This is a genomic window from Thiemannella venezuelensis (assembly GCF_014203605.1).
Taxonomy (GTDB): Bacteria; Actinomycetota; Actinomycetes; order Streptosporangiales; family Streptosporangiaceae; genus Planomonospora_A; species Planomonospora_A venezuelensis.
On sequence record NZ_JACHJJ010000034.1, the window covers coordinates 44,734 to 60,884 of the forward strand.

Below are 16,151 nucleotides of genomic sequence, written 5' to 3' on the forward strand. Positions count from 1 at the left end.
CGGTTCCCCCCGAGGGACCCGGACACGTGATCCCGGCCCCGAGGCGCCGTCCCGCCGCTCGCCTCAACGGCCGAGACCGGCGTCACGGGCCCGGACGATGGCCTCGGCGCGGTCGGCGACGTGCATCTTGGCGAAGATGTTGGAAACGTTGTTGCGCACCGTCTTCGGCGACAGGAAAAGGGCCGAGGCGATCTGCGCGTTGGACCGGCCGGCCGCGACCAGTGCGAGGATCTCCCGCTCGCGCGACGTGAGCTGCGGGAACACCGGGTTGCCGACGGCCGCGGGGTTCTGGAAGAACTCGGCCACCCGCGACGCGACGGCCGGGCCGAAGATCGTCTCGCCGTGCGCGACGGCGGTGATCGCGCGGACGATCTCCGCCTGACCGGCTCCCTTGAGCAGGTAACCGCGGGCGCCGGCGCGCATGGCCGCGAACAGGGTGGCGTCCTCCTCCGACATGGTCAGCACGACGACGCCGATGTGCGGGCTGTCGGCCACGATCCGCCGGGTGGCCTCGATGCCGTCGAGCCCGGGCATCCGCACGTCCATCACGATCACGTCGGGCTGCAGGCCGGCGGCGCGCTCGACCGCCTCCGCGCCGTCCGCGGCCGTTCCCGCCACCTCGATGCCCGGGATGGAGCCGAGCAGCACCGCGAGCCCGTCCCGGTAGACCGGGTGGTCGTCGGCCAGCAACACGCGGATGGCCTCCTCAGACACCCGCCACCTCCTCTATCGGCAACCGCGCGCCGACCAGGGTCCCGCCGCCCGGAGGGCAGCTCACCCGGCAGTCCCCGCCCAGCTCGGCCGCGCGCTCACGCAGCGACTGCATGCCGACCCCGGCCACCACGTCGGGCGCGATTCCCGTGCCGTCGTCGCGTACCGCCACGTCGAGCGCGCCTTCCCGGACACGCAGGGTGATGTCGCAGCGCACCGCGCCCGCGTGCTTGACCACGTTGGCCAGCGCCTCGGACACAATACGGTAGGCCGCCACCTCCACCGCCGCAGGCAGCGCGTCCAGCGCGCCGTCGCCGGTGACACGGACGTCGAGTGCGGCCGAGCGGAACCTGCCGGCCTGCTGCTCGATCGCGCGCAGCAGGCCCAGCTCGTCGAGCGCCGGCGGGCGCAGGTCGTGCACCAGCCTGCGCACCTCCGTCAGCACTCCGGACACCTCGCCCGCCGTCTGCTCCAGCAACCGGTCGGCCTGGGCGGGATCGGTGGCCGCGAGATTGCGCGCCGCCTCGACGCGCAGCCGCAGCGCGCCCAGGGTCGGGCCCAGCCCGTCGTGCAGGTCGCGGCGGAGTCTGCGGCGCTCCTCCTCTCGGGCCAGGACCATCTGGGCGCGGATGCGTTGCAGGTCGGCGCTGAGCTCGGTGGCCCGGGCGGCCGCGGCGGCCTGCCGTACGAGATCGCCCAGCAGCCGCTGGTCGCCCTCGCTCAGGTCGGTACGGCACAGCACCAGCCGCCCCACGACCTCGCCCCGGTACGCCACCGGCAGCGACACCGAGGGCCCGCGGGGCGTGCCGTGCTCCACCACGGATCGGTCTCCGTTCGGGCGTTCGATCTCCACCCGCACGTAGACGAGCCGGAACGCCTGGGCCAGCGTCGTCGCGACCGCGATCAGCTGCTCGTCCGGATCGGTCGCCAGCTCCAGCCGCTCGGCCAGTGTGGAGACCGCGGCGTAGGGATCGTGTCCCGTCCCGCGTACGAGCCGTCGCACCCCGCGCCACAGCCAGCCGCGCAGCGGCGCGTAGAGCACGGCGACGATCGCGATCGCGGCCAGGGCGGAGTCGCGCTCGCCGAGCACGCTGCCCGCCACCGTGAACACCGCCACGTCCACCAGCACCACCAGCGCGGCCAGCGCCCCGTAGGCCACAGTGGCCGACAGCAGCCTGTCGATGTCGTACAGCCGGTATTTGGCGACCGCCACGACCACCGCCGCCGATGTGAGAGCGATGGCCAGGACGAACGTCGCCACCGGCACCTCGGGCGGTACCCGCAGCGGCAGCAGCAGCACGATCATGTCCACCAGCGCCGCCCACATCAGCCACCGGATCTGGGCTCGCCGTTCGGGGTCGGCCGCCCGGTAACGGCTCACCGTCACCGCGAACGGGATCACCAGGCTCACCAGGATCGACGGGTACGCCACCTGCAGCGCGGGCTCCCAGAACCCGTACGGCAGTGCGATCGCCAGCGGGTCGAGATCCAGTCGGGCGATCTCGGGCGGCAGTGGGACGCCGTGGAACCGCGTCAGAACCGCCGCCGGCGCCGTGATCACCAGAGCGGACAGCAGCCCGGTGAACGCCAGGCTCGTGACCGACAGCGCGCGCCAGACCCGGCCCGCCGGCAGCCGCCCGTCCGGGAACAGCAGGATCAGTATCGGCAGCCCGAGCAGCAGTGTGGCGCCGAAACGGGCGTAGAACCAGTAGGCGGCCGACGCGCCCGGCGTCCCCGGCACCACGTAGACGGCGTGCACCGCCCAGCTCACCGCCAGGCCGTCCACCAGCCACAGCAGCCCGAACCCGGTCAGCACCCAGGCCACGGCGTGGCGCGGCAGCATGCGCAACAGCAGCGCGCCCGGCACGAGCATCGCCAGCCCCGACAGCGCCGAAGGCCAGCCGGGCTCCAGCCCCGCCGCGTCCGGCACCGGGACTCCGCCCGCGCGGACGTCCAGCGCCACCGTCGCGACCGCGATGACCAGGCCGGCGACGGCAGGCACGACCGACAACGCTACTCGTCCCTTATCTGTCATGACACGAATTACACCCGATTCGTGTCCCTCTGGTCTCGGGGCACCGGTCCCGTCCGGAACGGGACACCGGCCTCTGCCCGCCCGGGTCTCCCGGCGCGGAGGCTGGTGCCACGACAAGAAAGGAACGGCCATGAACACCCACATCAGCACCACCCCGGCCAGGGCCAGGACCGACGTTCCCGCCCACGACCGGCCGTCCGCCCCCGGCGGCATCACCCCCTCCGCCGTGCGCCGACTCGGCCTCGCGCTCACCGCGGGCACCCTGGCCTGGGCCACGAGCATCTTCCTCTTCGGAACCGTGAACGAGGGGTTCGCGGAACGCGTCGGCGACCTGACCGGCCTCGCCTTCCAGGCGGGCGTGTTCGCCCTGCTCACCATCCAGATCCGGACCCGGGCGACGGGCTTGTCGCGGACCTCCAGGGTCATGCTCAAGGTCGAGCTCGTCCTGCTCGGCCTGGCCAGTGTGTGGTCGCTGCTGCACGGGCTGCTCCCCGAGCCCGCCCAGGACCACATGGCACTGGGCGTCCTCGACGCCTTCTGGCCGCTGTCCATGCTGGGAATGATGATCATCAGCGTGAAACTGGCGGCGGCCGGCCGGTGGCGGGGGCCGCTGCGCTGGTGGCCGCTGATCGCGGAGAGCTGGGGCGTGGTGACGGTGCCGCTGTTCATCGCGTTCGGCGAGGGCGCGTCGCGCTGGGTCGGCGGCGGGCACCTGCTCATCGGCTACGCCGCGCTCGGCGCACTCCTCGCCCTCCGTCCCGGCCTGGTCCTCCCGCGTGACTGACCCGGCGCGACCGCCGTCTCCCCCGTACGGCACGCGGCGTGACGCGAGGGGCGCGGGGACCGCCCGTCCAGGGCGGATTCCCGGCTCCGGCGCGGCGGGCCGTACGGACGGGGCCGGCCGACCGGCAGGACAACATTAGAACAAGTATCAATAAATGGGATGTTGAGTGCGATAAGGGTAGGAACGTCTTGTCTCTATAAGAATCGCCGTCGAGTGATCCACGGGAGATGAGACCGTGAAGACGGAAGACCAAATCCATGATCCGAAGCGGCTTGAGGCGCTACGCGAAACGGGTCTGCTGGAGACTTCCCGCGCTCCGCTCCTGGACCAGGTGACCCGGATGGCGATCCGCCTGCTGCACGTGCGGGCGGCGATGGTGACGCTGATCACCGAGGACCGGCAGATCATCCTGAGTTCCGCGGGGATCAACGGGTCCCCGTCCAGGCGGCAGACGCCCCTGTCGCAGTCGATGTGCCGGCACCTGATCGTCGACGACGCGCCGCTGCTGGTGGCCGACGCCCGGCGCGACGAGCGGTGGCGCGGGATCGGGGCCGTCTCCCGCGGAGAACTGACCGCCTACGCCGGCATGCCGCTGCATTCGCCCGAAGGCCGGCCGCTGGGCGCCCTGTGCGTGATCGACGACCACTCCCACTCATGGCGGCACGACGAGCTGGAGACGCTGGAGGACCTGGCCTCGATGGCGGAGGCGGAGATCGCCTCCCGGTCGGCCGAGCGCAGGGCCCGGCAGGAGCTGGAGGAGGAGCGCACGTTCCTGTCGGCCCTGCTGGACAGCCTCGACGTCCCGGTCGCCGCCTGTGACGCCGAGGGCCGGATCGCCCGCTTCAACACGCCGATGCGGGAAGCCCTCCAGACGGAGGAGACACTGGCGGACAAGAGCCAGTGGGCGCGGGTCTACCAGCTGTTCCACCCCGACGGGAAGCACCTGCTGGCGGTCGACGAACTCCCCTTGGTCCGGGCCATGAGGGAGCGGTTCACCGGCCAGGAGGTCGTGGTCCGCACCCCGGGGAGGCCCCCGCGCCGGTTCCTCGTCAACGGCCATCCGCTCACCGCCCCCGGCGGACGCAACCTCGGCGCGGTGACCGCCGCCCACGACGTCACCGTCCAGCGCCGGGTCGAGCTGCGCCGCAGCATCCGGCACGCCGTGACGCAGGCACTGGCCGATGCGGGCTCCGCCGAGCAGGCCGCCCACGGCGTGATCGGCGCGATCACCGGCACGCTCGGCTGGACCTGCGGCGAGTACTGGCAGATCGCCCCCGGGGAGACCCGCATCACCCGCGCCGGATCCTGGGTACGGCCCGGCCGGAAGCTGCCGGACTTCACCGGCGAGGACCCGATGACCCTGCGCTCCGGGCAGGGGCTGCCCGGGCGGGTGCAGGACTCCGGCCGCCCGCTCTGGATCCGCGACCTGCGCGCCGAACCGGAGGTCATGGTCCGCCTCGAAGAGGCGCTCGGCTCCGGCCTGCGCACGGCCGTCGGGCTCCCGGTGCACAGCGGCGAACGGGTGCTGGCCGTACTGACCTTCTTCTCCGACACCGTCGAGGAGCCCGACGACGAGCTGCTCGACCTGCTCGGCGACGTGTGCGCCCACGTCGGCCGGTACATGGAGCGCCGCCGGGCCGAGGACCTCGCGCTGGCCCTGACCGCCAGCCGCCGCCGCTTCGACCAGGTCGTCTCCCAGGTCGACGACCTGGTGTGGACCATCGAGATCGACGACGACCGGGTGCGCGTGCTCTACCTGAGCGGGAACACCACCGGGATATTCGGCGGTCAGCTCCCCCAGAGCTTCGACGCGGTCACCTTCGTCGAAGAACACGTCCATCCCGACGACCGGCAGGACTACGCCGACATGCACGCCGTGATGCGTACCGGGAGACCCGCCCGGGCCGAGTACCGCCTCACCGGCCTGGACGGCGTCACCCGCTGGGTCTGGAGCCGGACGGTCCCGTACCGGGAGAACGGCCGGCTCTTCGCCGACGGCGTCTCCACCGACATCACCGAGCGGCGCAAGCTGCAGGAGGATCACGAACGCCTGCTCGCCCGGGAGCGCGAGCAGGTCCGCCGGCTGCGGGAGCTGGACCGGATGAAGGACGAACTGGTCGCCGTGGTCAGCCACGAGTTGCGCTCCCCCGTCGCCGTGGTCCGCAACTACGCCGAACTGCTCCTGGACGATCCGGGCCTGGACGACGCGCAGCGCGTGTTCGCCGACGTGATCGACCGCAAGAGCACCCACCTCCAGCACCTGGTCGACGGCCTGCTGGACCTGGCCCGCCTCGACGCGGGCCACGTCGGCATCGACCCCCGCCCGCTCTCGCTGACCCGGCTGGTGAACCAGGCCGTGGACGAGCACCGGGCCGCCGCCGAGGCCAGGCACCTGTCCGTCGTCACGGAACTGGACCGCCACCTGCCCGTGCACGGCGACCCGATGCGGCTCCGCCAGGTGCTGGACAACCTGCTCTCCAACGCGATCAAGTACACCCCCGACGGGGGCACCGTCACCGTCACCGCCGGCTGCGACGGGGAGAGCACCGGGAACGGGGCCTGCCGGAAGGGAGACGGCCGGAAGGGAGACGGCCGGAAGGGAGACGGCCGGAAGGGAGACGGCCGGAAGGGAACGGTCGTGCTGACCGTCGCCGACACCGGCATCGGAATCCCCGCCGAGCAGTACCCGCGGCTGTTCGACCGGTTCTTCCGCGCCTCCACCGCGGTGGATTCCGGGATCAAGGGCACCGGCCTGGGCCTGGCCATCACCAAATCGATCGTCGAGGCGCACGGGGGCGGCATCGTCGCCGCGCCGAGGGAGGGCGGCGGCACCGTCTTCACGGTACGCCTGCCGGTCGATCCGTCGGCACCGCACTGAGCCGCCGGGCGACGGGATCCCGGCGGGCCCCGGCCCGCCCGCGCCGGCCCGAGCGCACCGGGAGGTGTCCGCCGGAGCGGAGCGAGGCCGGGCACCGGCTTCCCCGCCCGCCGGCGCGGGGTGGAAGACTGGTCCGGGGAGGATCGGCCCGGGACGTGAAGGAGTGGGCGTGGGCGGCAGGCCGTTGGTTCCGCACATGCGGCTGGATGAGCTGCTGTCGGAGCTGCAGGACCGGCTGGAGGCGGTGCTGGCGACCCGGGACCGGGTGCACGCCCTGCTGGAGGCCGTCGTCTCGGTCGGCAGCGACCTGGACCTGGAGACCGTGCTCCGGCGGATCATCGAGGCGGCCACCCGGCTGGTCGACGCCCGCTACGGGGCGCTCGGCGTGGTCGGCGAGGGCGGCACGCTGGAGCGGTTCATCCCGGTGGGGATGACCGAGGAGGAGATCGCGCGGGTCGACCACTGGCCGCACGGCAAGGGCCTGCTCGGGCTGCTGGTCAAGGAGCCGCAGACGCTCCGGATGGCCGACATCACCGACCACCCCGAGTCGTACGGCTTCCCCGAGGGCCACCCGCCGATGCGCGGCTTCCTGGGTGTGCCCATCCGGGTCCGCGACGAGGTGTTCGGCAACCTCTACCTGACCGAGAAGGCCAGAGGGGGCGTTTTCGACGACGAGGACGAGGCCGTGGTGGTCGCGCTGGCCACGGCCGCGGGCGTGGCGATCGAGAACGCCCGGCTGTACGACGAGACCCGGCGGCGCGAAGACTGGCTGCGGGTCTCCACCGAGATGACCACCGGCCTGCTCTCGGGTGACGATCCCGGCCAGGTGCTGGCCACCATGGCCCGGCGCGCCCGGGAGCTGACCCACGCCGACACGGTCACGGTGAGCTTCCCGCACGGCGAGGGCATCCGGATCGAGATCGCCGGAGGGCTCGGCGCCGAGCACCTGCGCGGCCAGGACCTGTCGCCGGAGGACTCGCCGGCCGGCGCCGCGCTGCGCACCGGCGAGACGCAGAGCACGCCGGATCTGCGCGAGCACACGGCCTACCCGCCCTACCTGCGGGACGTGCCGCTGGGACCGGCGATCGCCGTGCCGCTGGGCAAGGCCGGAGCGGTCCGCGGCGTGCTCGGCCTGGCCAAACAGGCCGGGTCGCCGTCGTTCAACGAGGCGGACCTGCGGATGGCCGAGGCGCTGGGTGATCAGGCGGCGGTCGCGCTGGAGCTGGCCGACGCGCGCCGCGACGCCGAGCGGCTGGGCCTGCTGGAGGACCGCGACCGCATCGCCAAGGATCTGCACGACGTGGTCATCCAGCGGCTGTTCGCGGTCGCCATGACCTTGATGAGCATGGTCAAGAGGGTGGACGACCCCACCGCGGCGGGCCGGCTGCAGCACGCGGTGGACGAGCTGGACCAGACCATCAAGGAGATCCGCTCCACGATCTTCGCGCTGCAGGCTCCGCCGCCGGCGTCCGGCGCCGTCCGCAGCCTGCGCGGCCAGGTGACGGAGCTGGTGGAGGCGGCGCGCGAGCAGCTCGGTTTCATGCCCGGGATCCGGTTGGAGGGCCCGCTGGACAACACGGTGCCCGAGGAACTGGCCGAGCAGTTGCGGGCGGTGCTGCGGGAGGCGCTGTCCAACGTCGCCCGGCACGCGCGGGCGGGCAGGGCCCAGGTCCTGGTGGGGGTCAGCGAGGGCACGTTGCTGCTGGAGGTCAAGGACGACGGCGTCGGCATCCCCGAGGGCGGGCGCCGCAGCGGATTGCGCAACCTCGCCGAGCGGGCGGCGCGCCTGGGCGGCACGTTCACCGCCGAACGGGCCGAGGGCGGCGGGAGCCGCCTGCGCTGGCGGGTGCCCCTCGACCGGAGGCGGTCCCCGGACACGACCTCCGCGCCCTGAGGTCCGGGCGGGCCGGTCTTCCGGGCCGGAGGTCCCTGGCTTCCAGGGACAAAGGTCCTGCGCGGGGGTGACCTGCGGCGGTGCCGCCCCGCGGGGGGCCGCGCCTAGCGTTTGGGCCATGTCCGATGCGTATCCGCCCCGCCTGGCCGGATCGCGGTTCGCGATCCCCATGAGCGGATTCCACATCCGCCGGGTCTTCGACGAGCGCTGTACCGCGGCCTGACACCGTGCGGCTTCCGGCGTCCGGCCGCTTCCCGCGGCCCGCCGGCGCCTCCCCGAGGCCCCGGCGGATCCCCTGCCCGACCGGCCGGCGCCCACCATCACCGACATCTCGCCGAGGACGCCCTCCATGCTCGAAGACCTCCGCGCCGCCTGCCGCCGCGACCCCGCGCTGCACGGCGGCCGCACGATCGAGGCCGTGCTCTACCCGGGCCTGTGGGCGGTGTGGGCCCACCGGCTGTCCCACCGGCTGCACCTGCGCGGCGTGCCCTTCGCGCCCCGTCTCATCTCGCAGCTCGCCCGGCTCCTGACCGGCGTCGAGATCCACCCCGGCGCCCGCATCGGGCGGCGGCTCTTCATCGACCACGGGACGGGCGTCGTCATCGGCGAGACCGCCGTGGTCGGCGACGACGTCACGCTCTACCACCATGTCACCCTCGGCGGCCGGGGTTTCCACGCCGACGCCAAGGGCTCCGCCCGGCATCCCGTCCTCGGCGACCGGGTCGTCGTCGGTGTGGGGGCTTCGATCCTGGGCCGCGTGCACGTCGGCGACGACGCGGTGGTCGGCGCCCATGCCCTGGTCCTGGGAGACGTGCCCGCCGGAGCCCGGGCCTGCGCCCCGCCCTCCTCCGTCACTCCCGCCGCCTCGAACGTCCGCTCGCTCTCCCGCGCCACCACCAGGAGATGACCACCATGCCCGCGATCCATCCCGGCGTCCTGTCCCTCGTCGGCCGCACCCCGCTGGTACGGCTCTCGCGCTTCGGCGCCGGCCTGCCCGGCGGCCTCGTCGCCAAGCTGGAGTCCGCCAATCCGGGCGGCAGCGTCAAGGACCGCATCGCCCTTGCGATGATCGAGGCGGCCGAGGACACCGGCCGCCTCGTTCCCGGCGCGCACCTCGTCGAACCCACCAGCGGCAACACCGGCATCGGCCTGGCCATGGCGGCCGCGGCCAAGGGGTACCGGCTGACGCTCACCATGCCCGAGAGCATGAGCGTCGAGCGCAGGGCCCTGCTCGCGGCGTACGGCGCCGACCTCGTCCTCACCCCGGCCGCCTCCGGGATGAAGGGCGCGGTGGCCGAAGCGGCCCGGCTGGCCGCCGAGCACGGCTGGTTCATGCCGCAGCAGTTCGCCAACCCGGCCAATCCCGACGTGCACCTGCGCACCACCGCCCAGGAGATCTGGGACGACACCGGCGGCGAGGTCGGCGTCCTCGTCTGCGGCGTCGGCACCGGCGGCACCGTCACGGGGGTGGGCTGGTTCCTGCGGGAGAAGAAACCGGACGTGCGGGTGGTCGCGGTCGAGCCCGCCGAGTCCCCGGTGCTCTCCGGAGGAGATCCGGGACCGCATGGCATCCAGGGACTGGGCGCGGGCTTCGTGCCCGAGGTGCTGGACACCGGCGTCTACGACGAGGTGCTCCAGGTCGGCGTGGACGCCGCCCGCGACGCGGCCCGGCGGCTGGCCCATACCGAGGGCATCCTGGCGGGCGTATCCGGCGGCGCCGCCCTGCACGCCGCCACCGCCGTCGCCGCACGGCCGGAGAACGAGGGCCGCCTCGTCGTCGTGGTCCTCCCCGACACCGGCGAGCGCTACCTCAGCACTCCGCTGTTCACCGCGTAGGCCCCCGAGGCGGCTCCGTCCCCGGGAAAGCCCGGGGCGGCGTCCCAGAACCCACGACCACCGCCGGCCGCCGGCCGGACGACGAGAAGGAGCCCCCATGACCGTGCAGACGACCCCGCAGGACGCCGTCCTGGCGAGGATCCGCGCCCACCACGACCGGCTCGGCAGGACGGTGGCCGACCACACCGTGACCATCGCGCGTTCCATCGACAAACTGGTCTCGCCGTCCGCCCGGCAGGCGGTGCTGGCCGCCTTCTGCGCCGAGGAGGTGCTCCCGCACGCCGCGGCGGAAGAGGAGACGCTGTACCGCGTCGCCGACGCGCTGCCCGCGACCAGACTGCTCGCGCAGGCCATGCGCGACGAGCACACCCTGCTGCGCGAGCGGGCCGGAGAACTGGAGCGGGCGGGCACCTGGGGGGAGATCGTCGCCGCGGCCGCCGCGCTGGACGCCCTGTTCCAGTCGCACCTGGACAAGGAGAACGCGCTCCTGCTGCCCGCGCTCGCCGACGCCGGCGTCGATCTCTCCGCCCTGCTCGAAGGGATGCACGAGATCCTCGGTGAGCCGGCCGGGCCCCAGGGCTGCGGATGCGGCGGCTGCGGGTGCGGCGCCCGGGAACTCGCGGCGGGGGGCACCACGGAGGGCACCGCGGGGGACACCACGGGGGACACCACGGGGGACACGGCCGGGAACGGAGCCGGCGGCCCGGAACCCGTCGCCGGTGAGCTCGACGTGCGCCGGATGGTCCCGGCCCGGCGCCACGCGCAGATCTTCGCCGCGTTCGGGGGGCTGCCCGCGGGCACGGCGTTCGTGCTCGTCAACGACCACGACCCCAAGCCCCTGTACTACCAGTTCGCCGCCGAGCACCCCGGCGCGTTCACGTGGGAGTACGCCGAGTCCGGCCCGCAGGTGTGGCGGGTGCGCATCGGCCGCCCCTGACCGGGGAGCGGATCCCCCGCCTCCGGCGCGCGCTCCGGTGGCGGGACGGGCGTCGCGGGCGGGAACGGCGGGCAGAAGGACCGCGTTCGGCGGGACCTTGGCCTCTAGCAGGGCATAAGGGGTCCGAGATGGGATAGAGCAACGGAAACCACCTGCGGGGGAGGCCGGTCCAGCGGTAGCGACCGCTCACGGACGAGGGACGCACCCGGCGCACGGCCACTCGGATGAGGGGCCGGCGGCCGGTGAACCGTCGGACATCTGAGCAGAGCGGATGACCCGCGCTTCCCCCCAGGTCAGACGGTCCGGCCCGCGGGGTGACGCCTTCACCCGCCGGGCCGGACCGCATCGATCACGGCGCCCGGGAACAAGCCGGTGCCACGAGGACGGATGAGATGAGCACTGACAGCATCGATCGGAAAACACCAGGCGAGGCCGACCGCCGGCCGGCGTTGATGTTGACGCTGGCCACCGTGGGATTCGCGGTGAACTTCTGGGCATGGGCGCTGCTGAGCCCGCTGGGGCCGCGCTTCAAGGACCTGCTGAGCCTGTCGGCCTCCGAGCAGGCGCTGCTGGTCGCGGTCCCGGTGATCGTCGGCTCGCTGGGCCGCATCCCCGTCGGCGCGCTCGCCGACCGCTTCGGCGGTCGCGTGATGTTCCCGCTGGTCTCGGCCGCGACCATCGTCCCGGTGCTGTTCATCGGCGTGGCCGGGCAGGGCTCGCTGGCGGCGCTGCTGGCCGGCGGGTTCTTCCTGGGCATCGGCGGCACGGCGTTCGCCGTGGGCGTGCCGTTCGTGGGCGCCTGGTTCCCGCCGGAGCGGCGCGGCCTCGCCATCGGCGTCTTCGGCATGGGCATGGGCGGCACCGCGATCAGCGCGCTGACCACGGTCAAGCTGGTCAAGACCAGCGGCGCGGCCACTCCGTTCCTGCTCACCGCCGCGGCCCTGGCCGTCTACGCCGTCGTGGCGTGGTTCCTGCTGCGCGACGCACCGGGCCGCACCGTCCCCACCCAGCCACTGATGGCGCGCCTGGCGGCCACCGCGAAACTGCCGATCACCTGGCAGGCGTGCATCCTGTACGCGGTGTCCTTCGGCGGGTATGTGGCGTTCTCCGTCTACCTGCCGGCCTACCTGCAGACCGCCTACGGGCTGGAGCAGGCCGACGCCGCCAACCGGATGGCCGGGTTCGTGGTGCTGGCGGTCGTGATGCGCCCGATCGGCGGCTGGCTGTCGGACCGGTTCGGACCGCTGCCCGTGCTGGTCGCGGTGTTCGCCGTGGTCGCCGCCTGCGCCTCGGTCCAGGCGCTCACCCCCGGCCTGATGCCTCTGGGCACGATCGCGTTCCTGACCATGGCCGCGGCGCTGGGCGCCGGCAGCGCCGCCGTCTTCGCGCTGGTGGCCGCGGTGGCTCCGGCCGACAAGGTGGGCTCGGTCACCGGCCTGGTCGGCGCCGCCGGCGGCCTGGGCGGGTTCGTTCCGCCGCTGGTGATGGGCTTCATCTACGGACGGCTCGGCTCCTACGGGCTGGGCCTGGCGCTGCTGGCGGGAGTTTCGCTGCTGACGCTGCTGCTGACGGTGACCGTGGTCCGTTCCACGACCCGGCAGCGCACGGTCCAGCAGCCGGCGCCGTCACGGTGAACCTCCGGGACCGGCCGCGACGACCGCATGCTCCCCCAGCGCTCCGGTGCGGGGGAGCATCGCAGGACTTTCGCCTCTAATCTCCCCCGCAGTCACTCTGACAGGCTGGAAAGCATGAGACTCGACTCGGCAGGCCTGCAGGTGCTCTCCCACGACGAGTGCATGCACCTGCTGGCCTCCTGCCCGATCGGGCGGATCGTCTTCACCGATCGCGCCCTCCCGGCGGTACAGCCGGTCAACTTCTGTCTCGACGGCACCGACATCGTCATCCGTACGACGGTCGGCTCCAAACTGGCCGCCGCCACCCGCCGCACCATCGTGGCCTTCGAGGTGGACGACTTCGACCTCGAACGGCGCACCGGGTGGTCGGTCACGGCCGTGGGGTACGCCCGGGCCGTCGACGACCCCCAGGAGACGGCCCGGCTGGCCGAGCTGCCGCTGACGCCGTGGGTGCCGGGCAGCCGCGACCACTTCATCGTCATCACCGCCGAGCAGGTCTCCGGCCGGCGGCTGCGACAGCCCGGCTGACCGCCGCGCCTGAAGGGGGCGGGCCCGGGAGGATCCGGGCCCGCCCCCTTCAGGCGCGTCGCAGCAGCCTCGCCAGCTCCTGCGGATAGGGGAAGCTGCCCGGGACGTAGGAGCACCAGGGCTCCTCGGCCAGCGCGTCGCCGGTGAGGGCGAACGCGCGTGAACGCGAGCCGCCGCACACGGTGCGGAACTCGCAGGCCCCGCACCGTCCGGCCAGCCGGTCCGGGTCGCGCAGCGCGGTGAACACCGGCGAGGAGCGGTAGATCTCTGTCAGCGGGCGCTCCCGCACGTCACCGGCCGGCAGCGGCAGGAATCCCGACGGGGACACCTGCCCGGTGTGGGAGACGAAGACCAGGCCGCGGCCGGCGCTGACGTCGATCGGCGGGCGGCGGGTGCGGGAGGCGCGGACCAGGCCGGAGTGCACGGCGCGCCGCAGCAGGGTCCGGTACAGCGATCCCAGTCCGAGCCCGGTCACGTGGTCGGCCCCGTGGGCGTGCAGGATGTGGCGCTGGACGGCGATACGGCGGAAGTGGTGGGCCTCGGTGGCCTTGACCGGGACAGTCTCGGCGATGTCGTAGGCGAAGTTCAGCACGTCTTCGGTCTCGGCGGCGGTCAGGGAGGTGAGGCTGCGGCCCCGGCCGGTGGGCACCAGCAGGAACAGGCTCCACAGCAGCGCTCCGCGGTCGCGTACCAGGCGGGCGATGTCGGGCAGGTCCATCAGGTTGGCCCGGGTGACCGTGGTGTTGATCTGCACCTTGAGACCGGTCTCGCGGGCCTGCTGCCAGGCCTGGAGGGTCCGGCCGAACACCCCTGCGAAGCCGCGGAAGTCGTCGTGGCGGGCGGCGGTGGCGCCGTCCAGGCTCAGGGAGATGACGTTCGTGCCGGCCTCGCGCAGGCGTGCGAGGCCGTCGGCGGTGAGGGTGGGGGTGGCCGAGGGGGAGACGGCCGGGGCCAGGCCGAGTTCGCGGGCGCGGCCGATGAGCTCGTACAGGTCGGGCCGGGCGAAGGGGTCACCGCCGGTGATCACGAAGAGCGGGGCGGGGCGGCCGAAAGCGGTGATCTGCCGCATCAGCTCCACGGCCTCGTCCGTCGTCAGTTCGGAGGGGTCGCGCTCGGGGACGGCCTCGGCCCGGCAGTGCAGGCAGGCCAGAGGACAGGCCCGGGTCGCCTCCCAGATGACGATGAAGGGCGCGTCGGCGACGTCGCGGTGGACGTGGCGCACCGGGCGGGACCGCCGTCCGGCGCCGGTCCCGCCCGGTGCCCCCGTACCGCCGGCGTTCCCGGAGGCGGGCGCGAAGGCCCCTCCTCCGGGAACGGCCGCGGCCTGTCCGTCGACCGTCTCGTTCACGTTCCGGTGTTCCCTTCGTCGGTGACCCGCGCGGCCCGGCCGGTGCCGAGGAGATGGCCGACGACGTCGGCGGCCGTGTAGTCCTCCGGCAGCGCCCGCAGGAACCCGAGGTCGGTGCCGAGGGTCAGCAGGGGCGGCTCGGCGTAGCCGTCCGCGCGGTGCTGGCCGAGGCCGATCGCGCTGACCAGGCCGTTGCACAGGCAGCGGCGCCCGTCGGTGTCGGCGGCGGGCCGGCCCTTGCGGACGTGGGCGGCGACGGGCTCGGCCGGGCAGCGGTAGCCGACGGTGTCGTCGGCCTTGAGGTAGGGCGTGCGCAGGTGCCCCAGGTCGCACAGGCGGGGCCGGGCGGCGTGGACGGCGTCGTCGGCCAGGGTGCCGTCCACCGATGCGATCTTGAAGGGGAAGCCGGCCGGGGAGGCGCGCGGGTCGTTGCGGACCGTCAGCGCGCCGGCCGCGGCTTCGCCCAGCAGGCGCCGCCGGAGCCGGGCGTCCAGGCCGGACTCCCGGCACAGCGCGAAGGCGGTGCCGACCTGGATGCCGGTGGCGCCGGCCCGCATCGCCCGGGTCAGCGCACCGGGACCGGCGTGGCCGCCGGCCAGCCAGAACGGCAGCCCCAGTGCGGCGATCCTGCCGGTGTCGGGCACATCGCGTGGCCCGTAGACGGGCTCGCCGCTCCCGTCCAGGCGCATCCTGCCGCGCGGCGGGGCGCTGTGCCCACCGGCGGCGGGTCCTTCCAGCACGAACCCGTCCGGCCTGGTCTCGGGCCGGCGCGCCAGGTAGGCGGCCAGGACGTCGGAAGAGACGACGGCCAGCAGCCGGGGCCTGCGCAGCGACGGCAGCCGGGTCCCGGCCAGCAGGGCGGCCGGGTCGATCCCCGCGGTGTGGCGCTGCCCGGACACCGCGCCGGCGACCGTGACCGACACCTCACCGGCCCGGTGCGCGGCCAGCGCCTCCAGCAGCCGGGGGATCTCCGAGGGGATGCCCGCGCCCATGATCACGTAGCCGGCCCCGGCCAGCATCGCACCGTAGACCGCGGCGGGCGTCGCCATCTGGATCTTCTCCAGGTAGTTGATCCCGATCGGGCCGTCGTGGCCCTGCCCGGCCAGGTACACCTCGGTGAAGTTGGCCGCGACGGTCAGCTCGGTGCGGTCGCGGTGCGGCCGCAGGCCCAGCCGCGGCACCGGCCGGTACGGCGTGCCGGGGGCGATGCCGCCGGGCACGTGGTACCGGGCCAGGATCCGCTCGGCGACGCCGGGCAGCGGCAGGGCGGCCAGGGCGCGGCGCAGTTCGCCGCCGGGATCGCCGTGCTGCAGCCGGCGGGCGAGCACGACGTCGAGCGCGACACCGGACACCACGCCGAGCTGGCCGGTCCGGGCCACGGCCCGCGCCAGCCGCCACCCGGACACGGCCACCCCCATCCCGCCCTGGATGATCGAAGGAAGCCCCGCCGGAGGCGCGGTGGGCGGCTCGGTGATCGTCAAAAGGGAACCCTCCTGCTCGTCCGGGGCGTGACCCGTTCGGAGTCCGGCCCGGGAGAAAACGGCATCCGGAAGATTCAACCGGGCG

General features: G+C 73.8%; 12 protein-coding genes. 8 read left to right on the forward strand and 4 right to left on the reverse strand.

All coding sequences use genetic code 11. The features are described from left to right. Positions 1–63: 63 nt before the first annotated feature. Positions 64–714, reverse strand: a complete 651-nt coding sequence (locus FHS22_RS33745; protein WP_184948256.1) for a response regulator transcription factor — start codon at positions 712–714, stop codon at positions 64–66. Then, complete coding sequence (locus tag FHS22_RS39460; protein ID WP_184948257.1) at positions 707–2,713, reverse strand: histidine kinase; 2,007 nt, start codon at positions 2,711–2,713, stop codon at positions 707–709. Before FHS22_RS39460 ends, FHS22_RS33745 begins: the two co-directional genes overlap by 8 nt. A gap of 163 nt (positions 2,714–2,876) precedes the next feature. Between FHS22_RS39460 and FHS22_RS33755 the strand changes: the two genes are divergently transcribed. The 8 genes from FHS22_RS33755 (at position 2,877) to FHS22_RS33790 (ending at position 13,237) form a co-directional block, all read left to right on the forward strand. Beyond that, positions 2,877–3,530 (forward strand): hypothetical protein, encoded by a 654-nt coding sequence (locus tag FHS22_RS33755; protein ID WP_184948258.1) that lies wholly within the window; start codon positions 2,877–2,879, stop codon positions 3,528–3,530. Positions 3,531–3,765: 235 nt separating this feature from the next. Next, positions 3,766–6,408, forward strand: a complete 2,643-nt coding sequence (locus FHS22_RS33760) for an ATP-binding protein (RefSeq protein WP_338048062.1) — start codon at positions 3,766–3,768, stop codon at positions 6,406–6,408. Between the two features lie 169 nt (positions 6,409–6,577). Continuing rightward, entirely contained in the window at positions 6,578–8,302 is a 1,725-nt protein-coding gene (locus FHS22_RS33765; RefSeq protein ID WP_377296945.1) for a sensor histidine kinase, read from the forward strand. A 349-nt stretch (positions 8,303–8,651) separates the two neighbouring features. Next, entirely contained in the window at positions 8,652–9,209 is a 558-nt protein-coding gene (gene epsC / locus FHS22_RS33770; RefSeq protein WP_184948260.1) for a serine O-acetyltransferase EpsC, read from the forward strand. Continuing rightward, positions 9,206–10,138 carry a cysteine synthase A gene (cysK, locus tag FHS22_RS33775; protein ID WP_338048063.1) on the forward strand — a complete coding sequence of 311 codons (933 nt, stop codon included), beginning with the start codon at positions 9,206–9,208 and terminating at the stop codon, positions 10,136–10,138. Before epsC ends, cysK begins: the two co-directional genes overlap by 4 nt. A 97-nt stretch (positions 10,139–10,235) precedes the next feature. After that, positions 10,236–11,075: a DUF2249 domain-containing protein gene (locus FHS22_RS33780; RefSeq protein ID WP_184948261.1), complete on the forward strand. Its 840-nt coding sequence runs from the start codon at positions 10,236–10,238 to the stop codon at positions 11,073–11,075. 392 nt (positions 11,076–11,467) lie between these two features. Next, complete coding sequence (locus tag FHS22_RS33785) at positions 11,468–12,709, forward strand: MFS transporter (RefSeq protein WP_275955193.1); 1,242 nt, start codon at positions 11,468–11,470, stop codon at positions 12,707–12,709. A 114-nt stretch (positions 12,710–12,823) separates the two neighbouring features. Beyond that, a complete protein-coding gene (locus tag FHS22_RS33790) occupies positions 12,824–13,237 on the forward strand; it encodes a pyridoxamine 5'-phosphate oxidase family protein (RefSeq protein WP_184948262.1) in 414 nt (137 codons plus the stop codon). 49 nt (positions 13,238–13,286) lie between these two features. On the opposite strand, the gene FHS22_RS33795 is transcribed toward FHS22_RS33790, so the two are convergent. Together FHS22_RS33795 and FHS22_RS33800 are read right to left on the reverse strand one after the other, a co-directional pair. Further along, positions 13,287–14,585, reverse strand: a complete 1,299-nt coding sequence (locus FHS22_RS33795) for a TIGR04053 family radical SAM/SPASM domain-containing protein (protein WP_338048064.1) — start codon at positions 14,583–14,585, stop codon at positions 13,287–13,289. Continuing rightward, positions 14,582–16,066 carry a nitronate monooxygenase gene (locus FHS22_RS33800; RefSeq protein ID WP_260408554.1) on the reverse strand — a complete coding sequence of 495 codons (1,485 nt, stop codon included), beginning with the start codon at positions 16,064–16,066 and terminating at the stop codon, positions 14,582–14,584. Before FHS22_RS33800 ends, FHS22_RS33795 begins: the two co-directional genes overlap by 4 nt. Between the last annotated feature and the right edge of the window lie 85 nt (positions 16,067–16,151).

Bases quoted from the DNA above. Each gene is read 5' to 3' on its own strand.
- epsC (WP_184948260.1), top strand. From the start codon at position 8,652: ATGCTCGAAGACCTCCGCGCCGCCTGCCGCCGCGACCCCGCGCTGCAC.
- FHS22_RS33790 (WP_184948262.1), top strand. From the start codon at position 12,824: ATGAGACTCGACTCGGCAGGCCTGCAGGTGCTCTCCCACGACGAGTGC.
- FHS22_RS33755 (WP_184948258.1), top strand. From the start codon at position 2,877: ATGAACACCCACATCAGCACCACCCCGGCCAGGGCCAGGACCGACGTT.
- FHS22_RS33785 (WP_275955193.1), top strand. From the start codon at position 11,468: ATGAGCACTGACAGCATCGATCGGAAAACACCAGGCGAGGCCGACCGC.
- cysK (WP_338048063.1), top strand. From the start codon at position 9,206: ATGACCACCATGCCCGCGATCCATCCCGGCGTCCTGTCCCTCGTCGGC.
- FHS22_RS33780 (WP_184948261.1), top strand. From the start codon at position 10,236: ATGACCGTGCAGACGACCCCGCAGGACGCCGTCCTGGCGAGGATCCGC.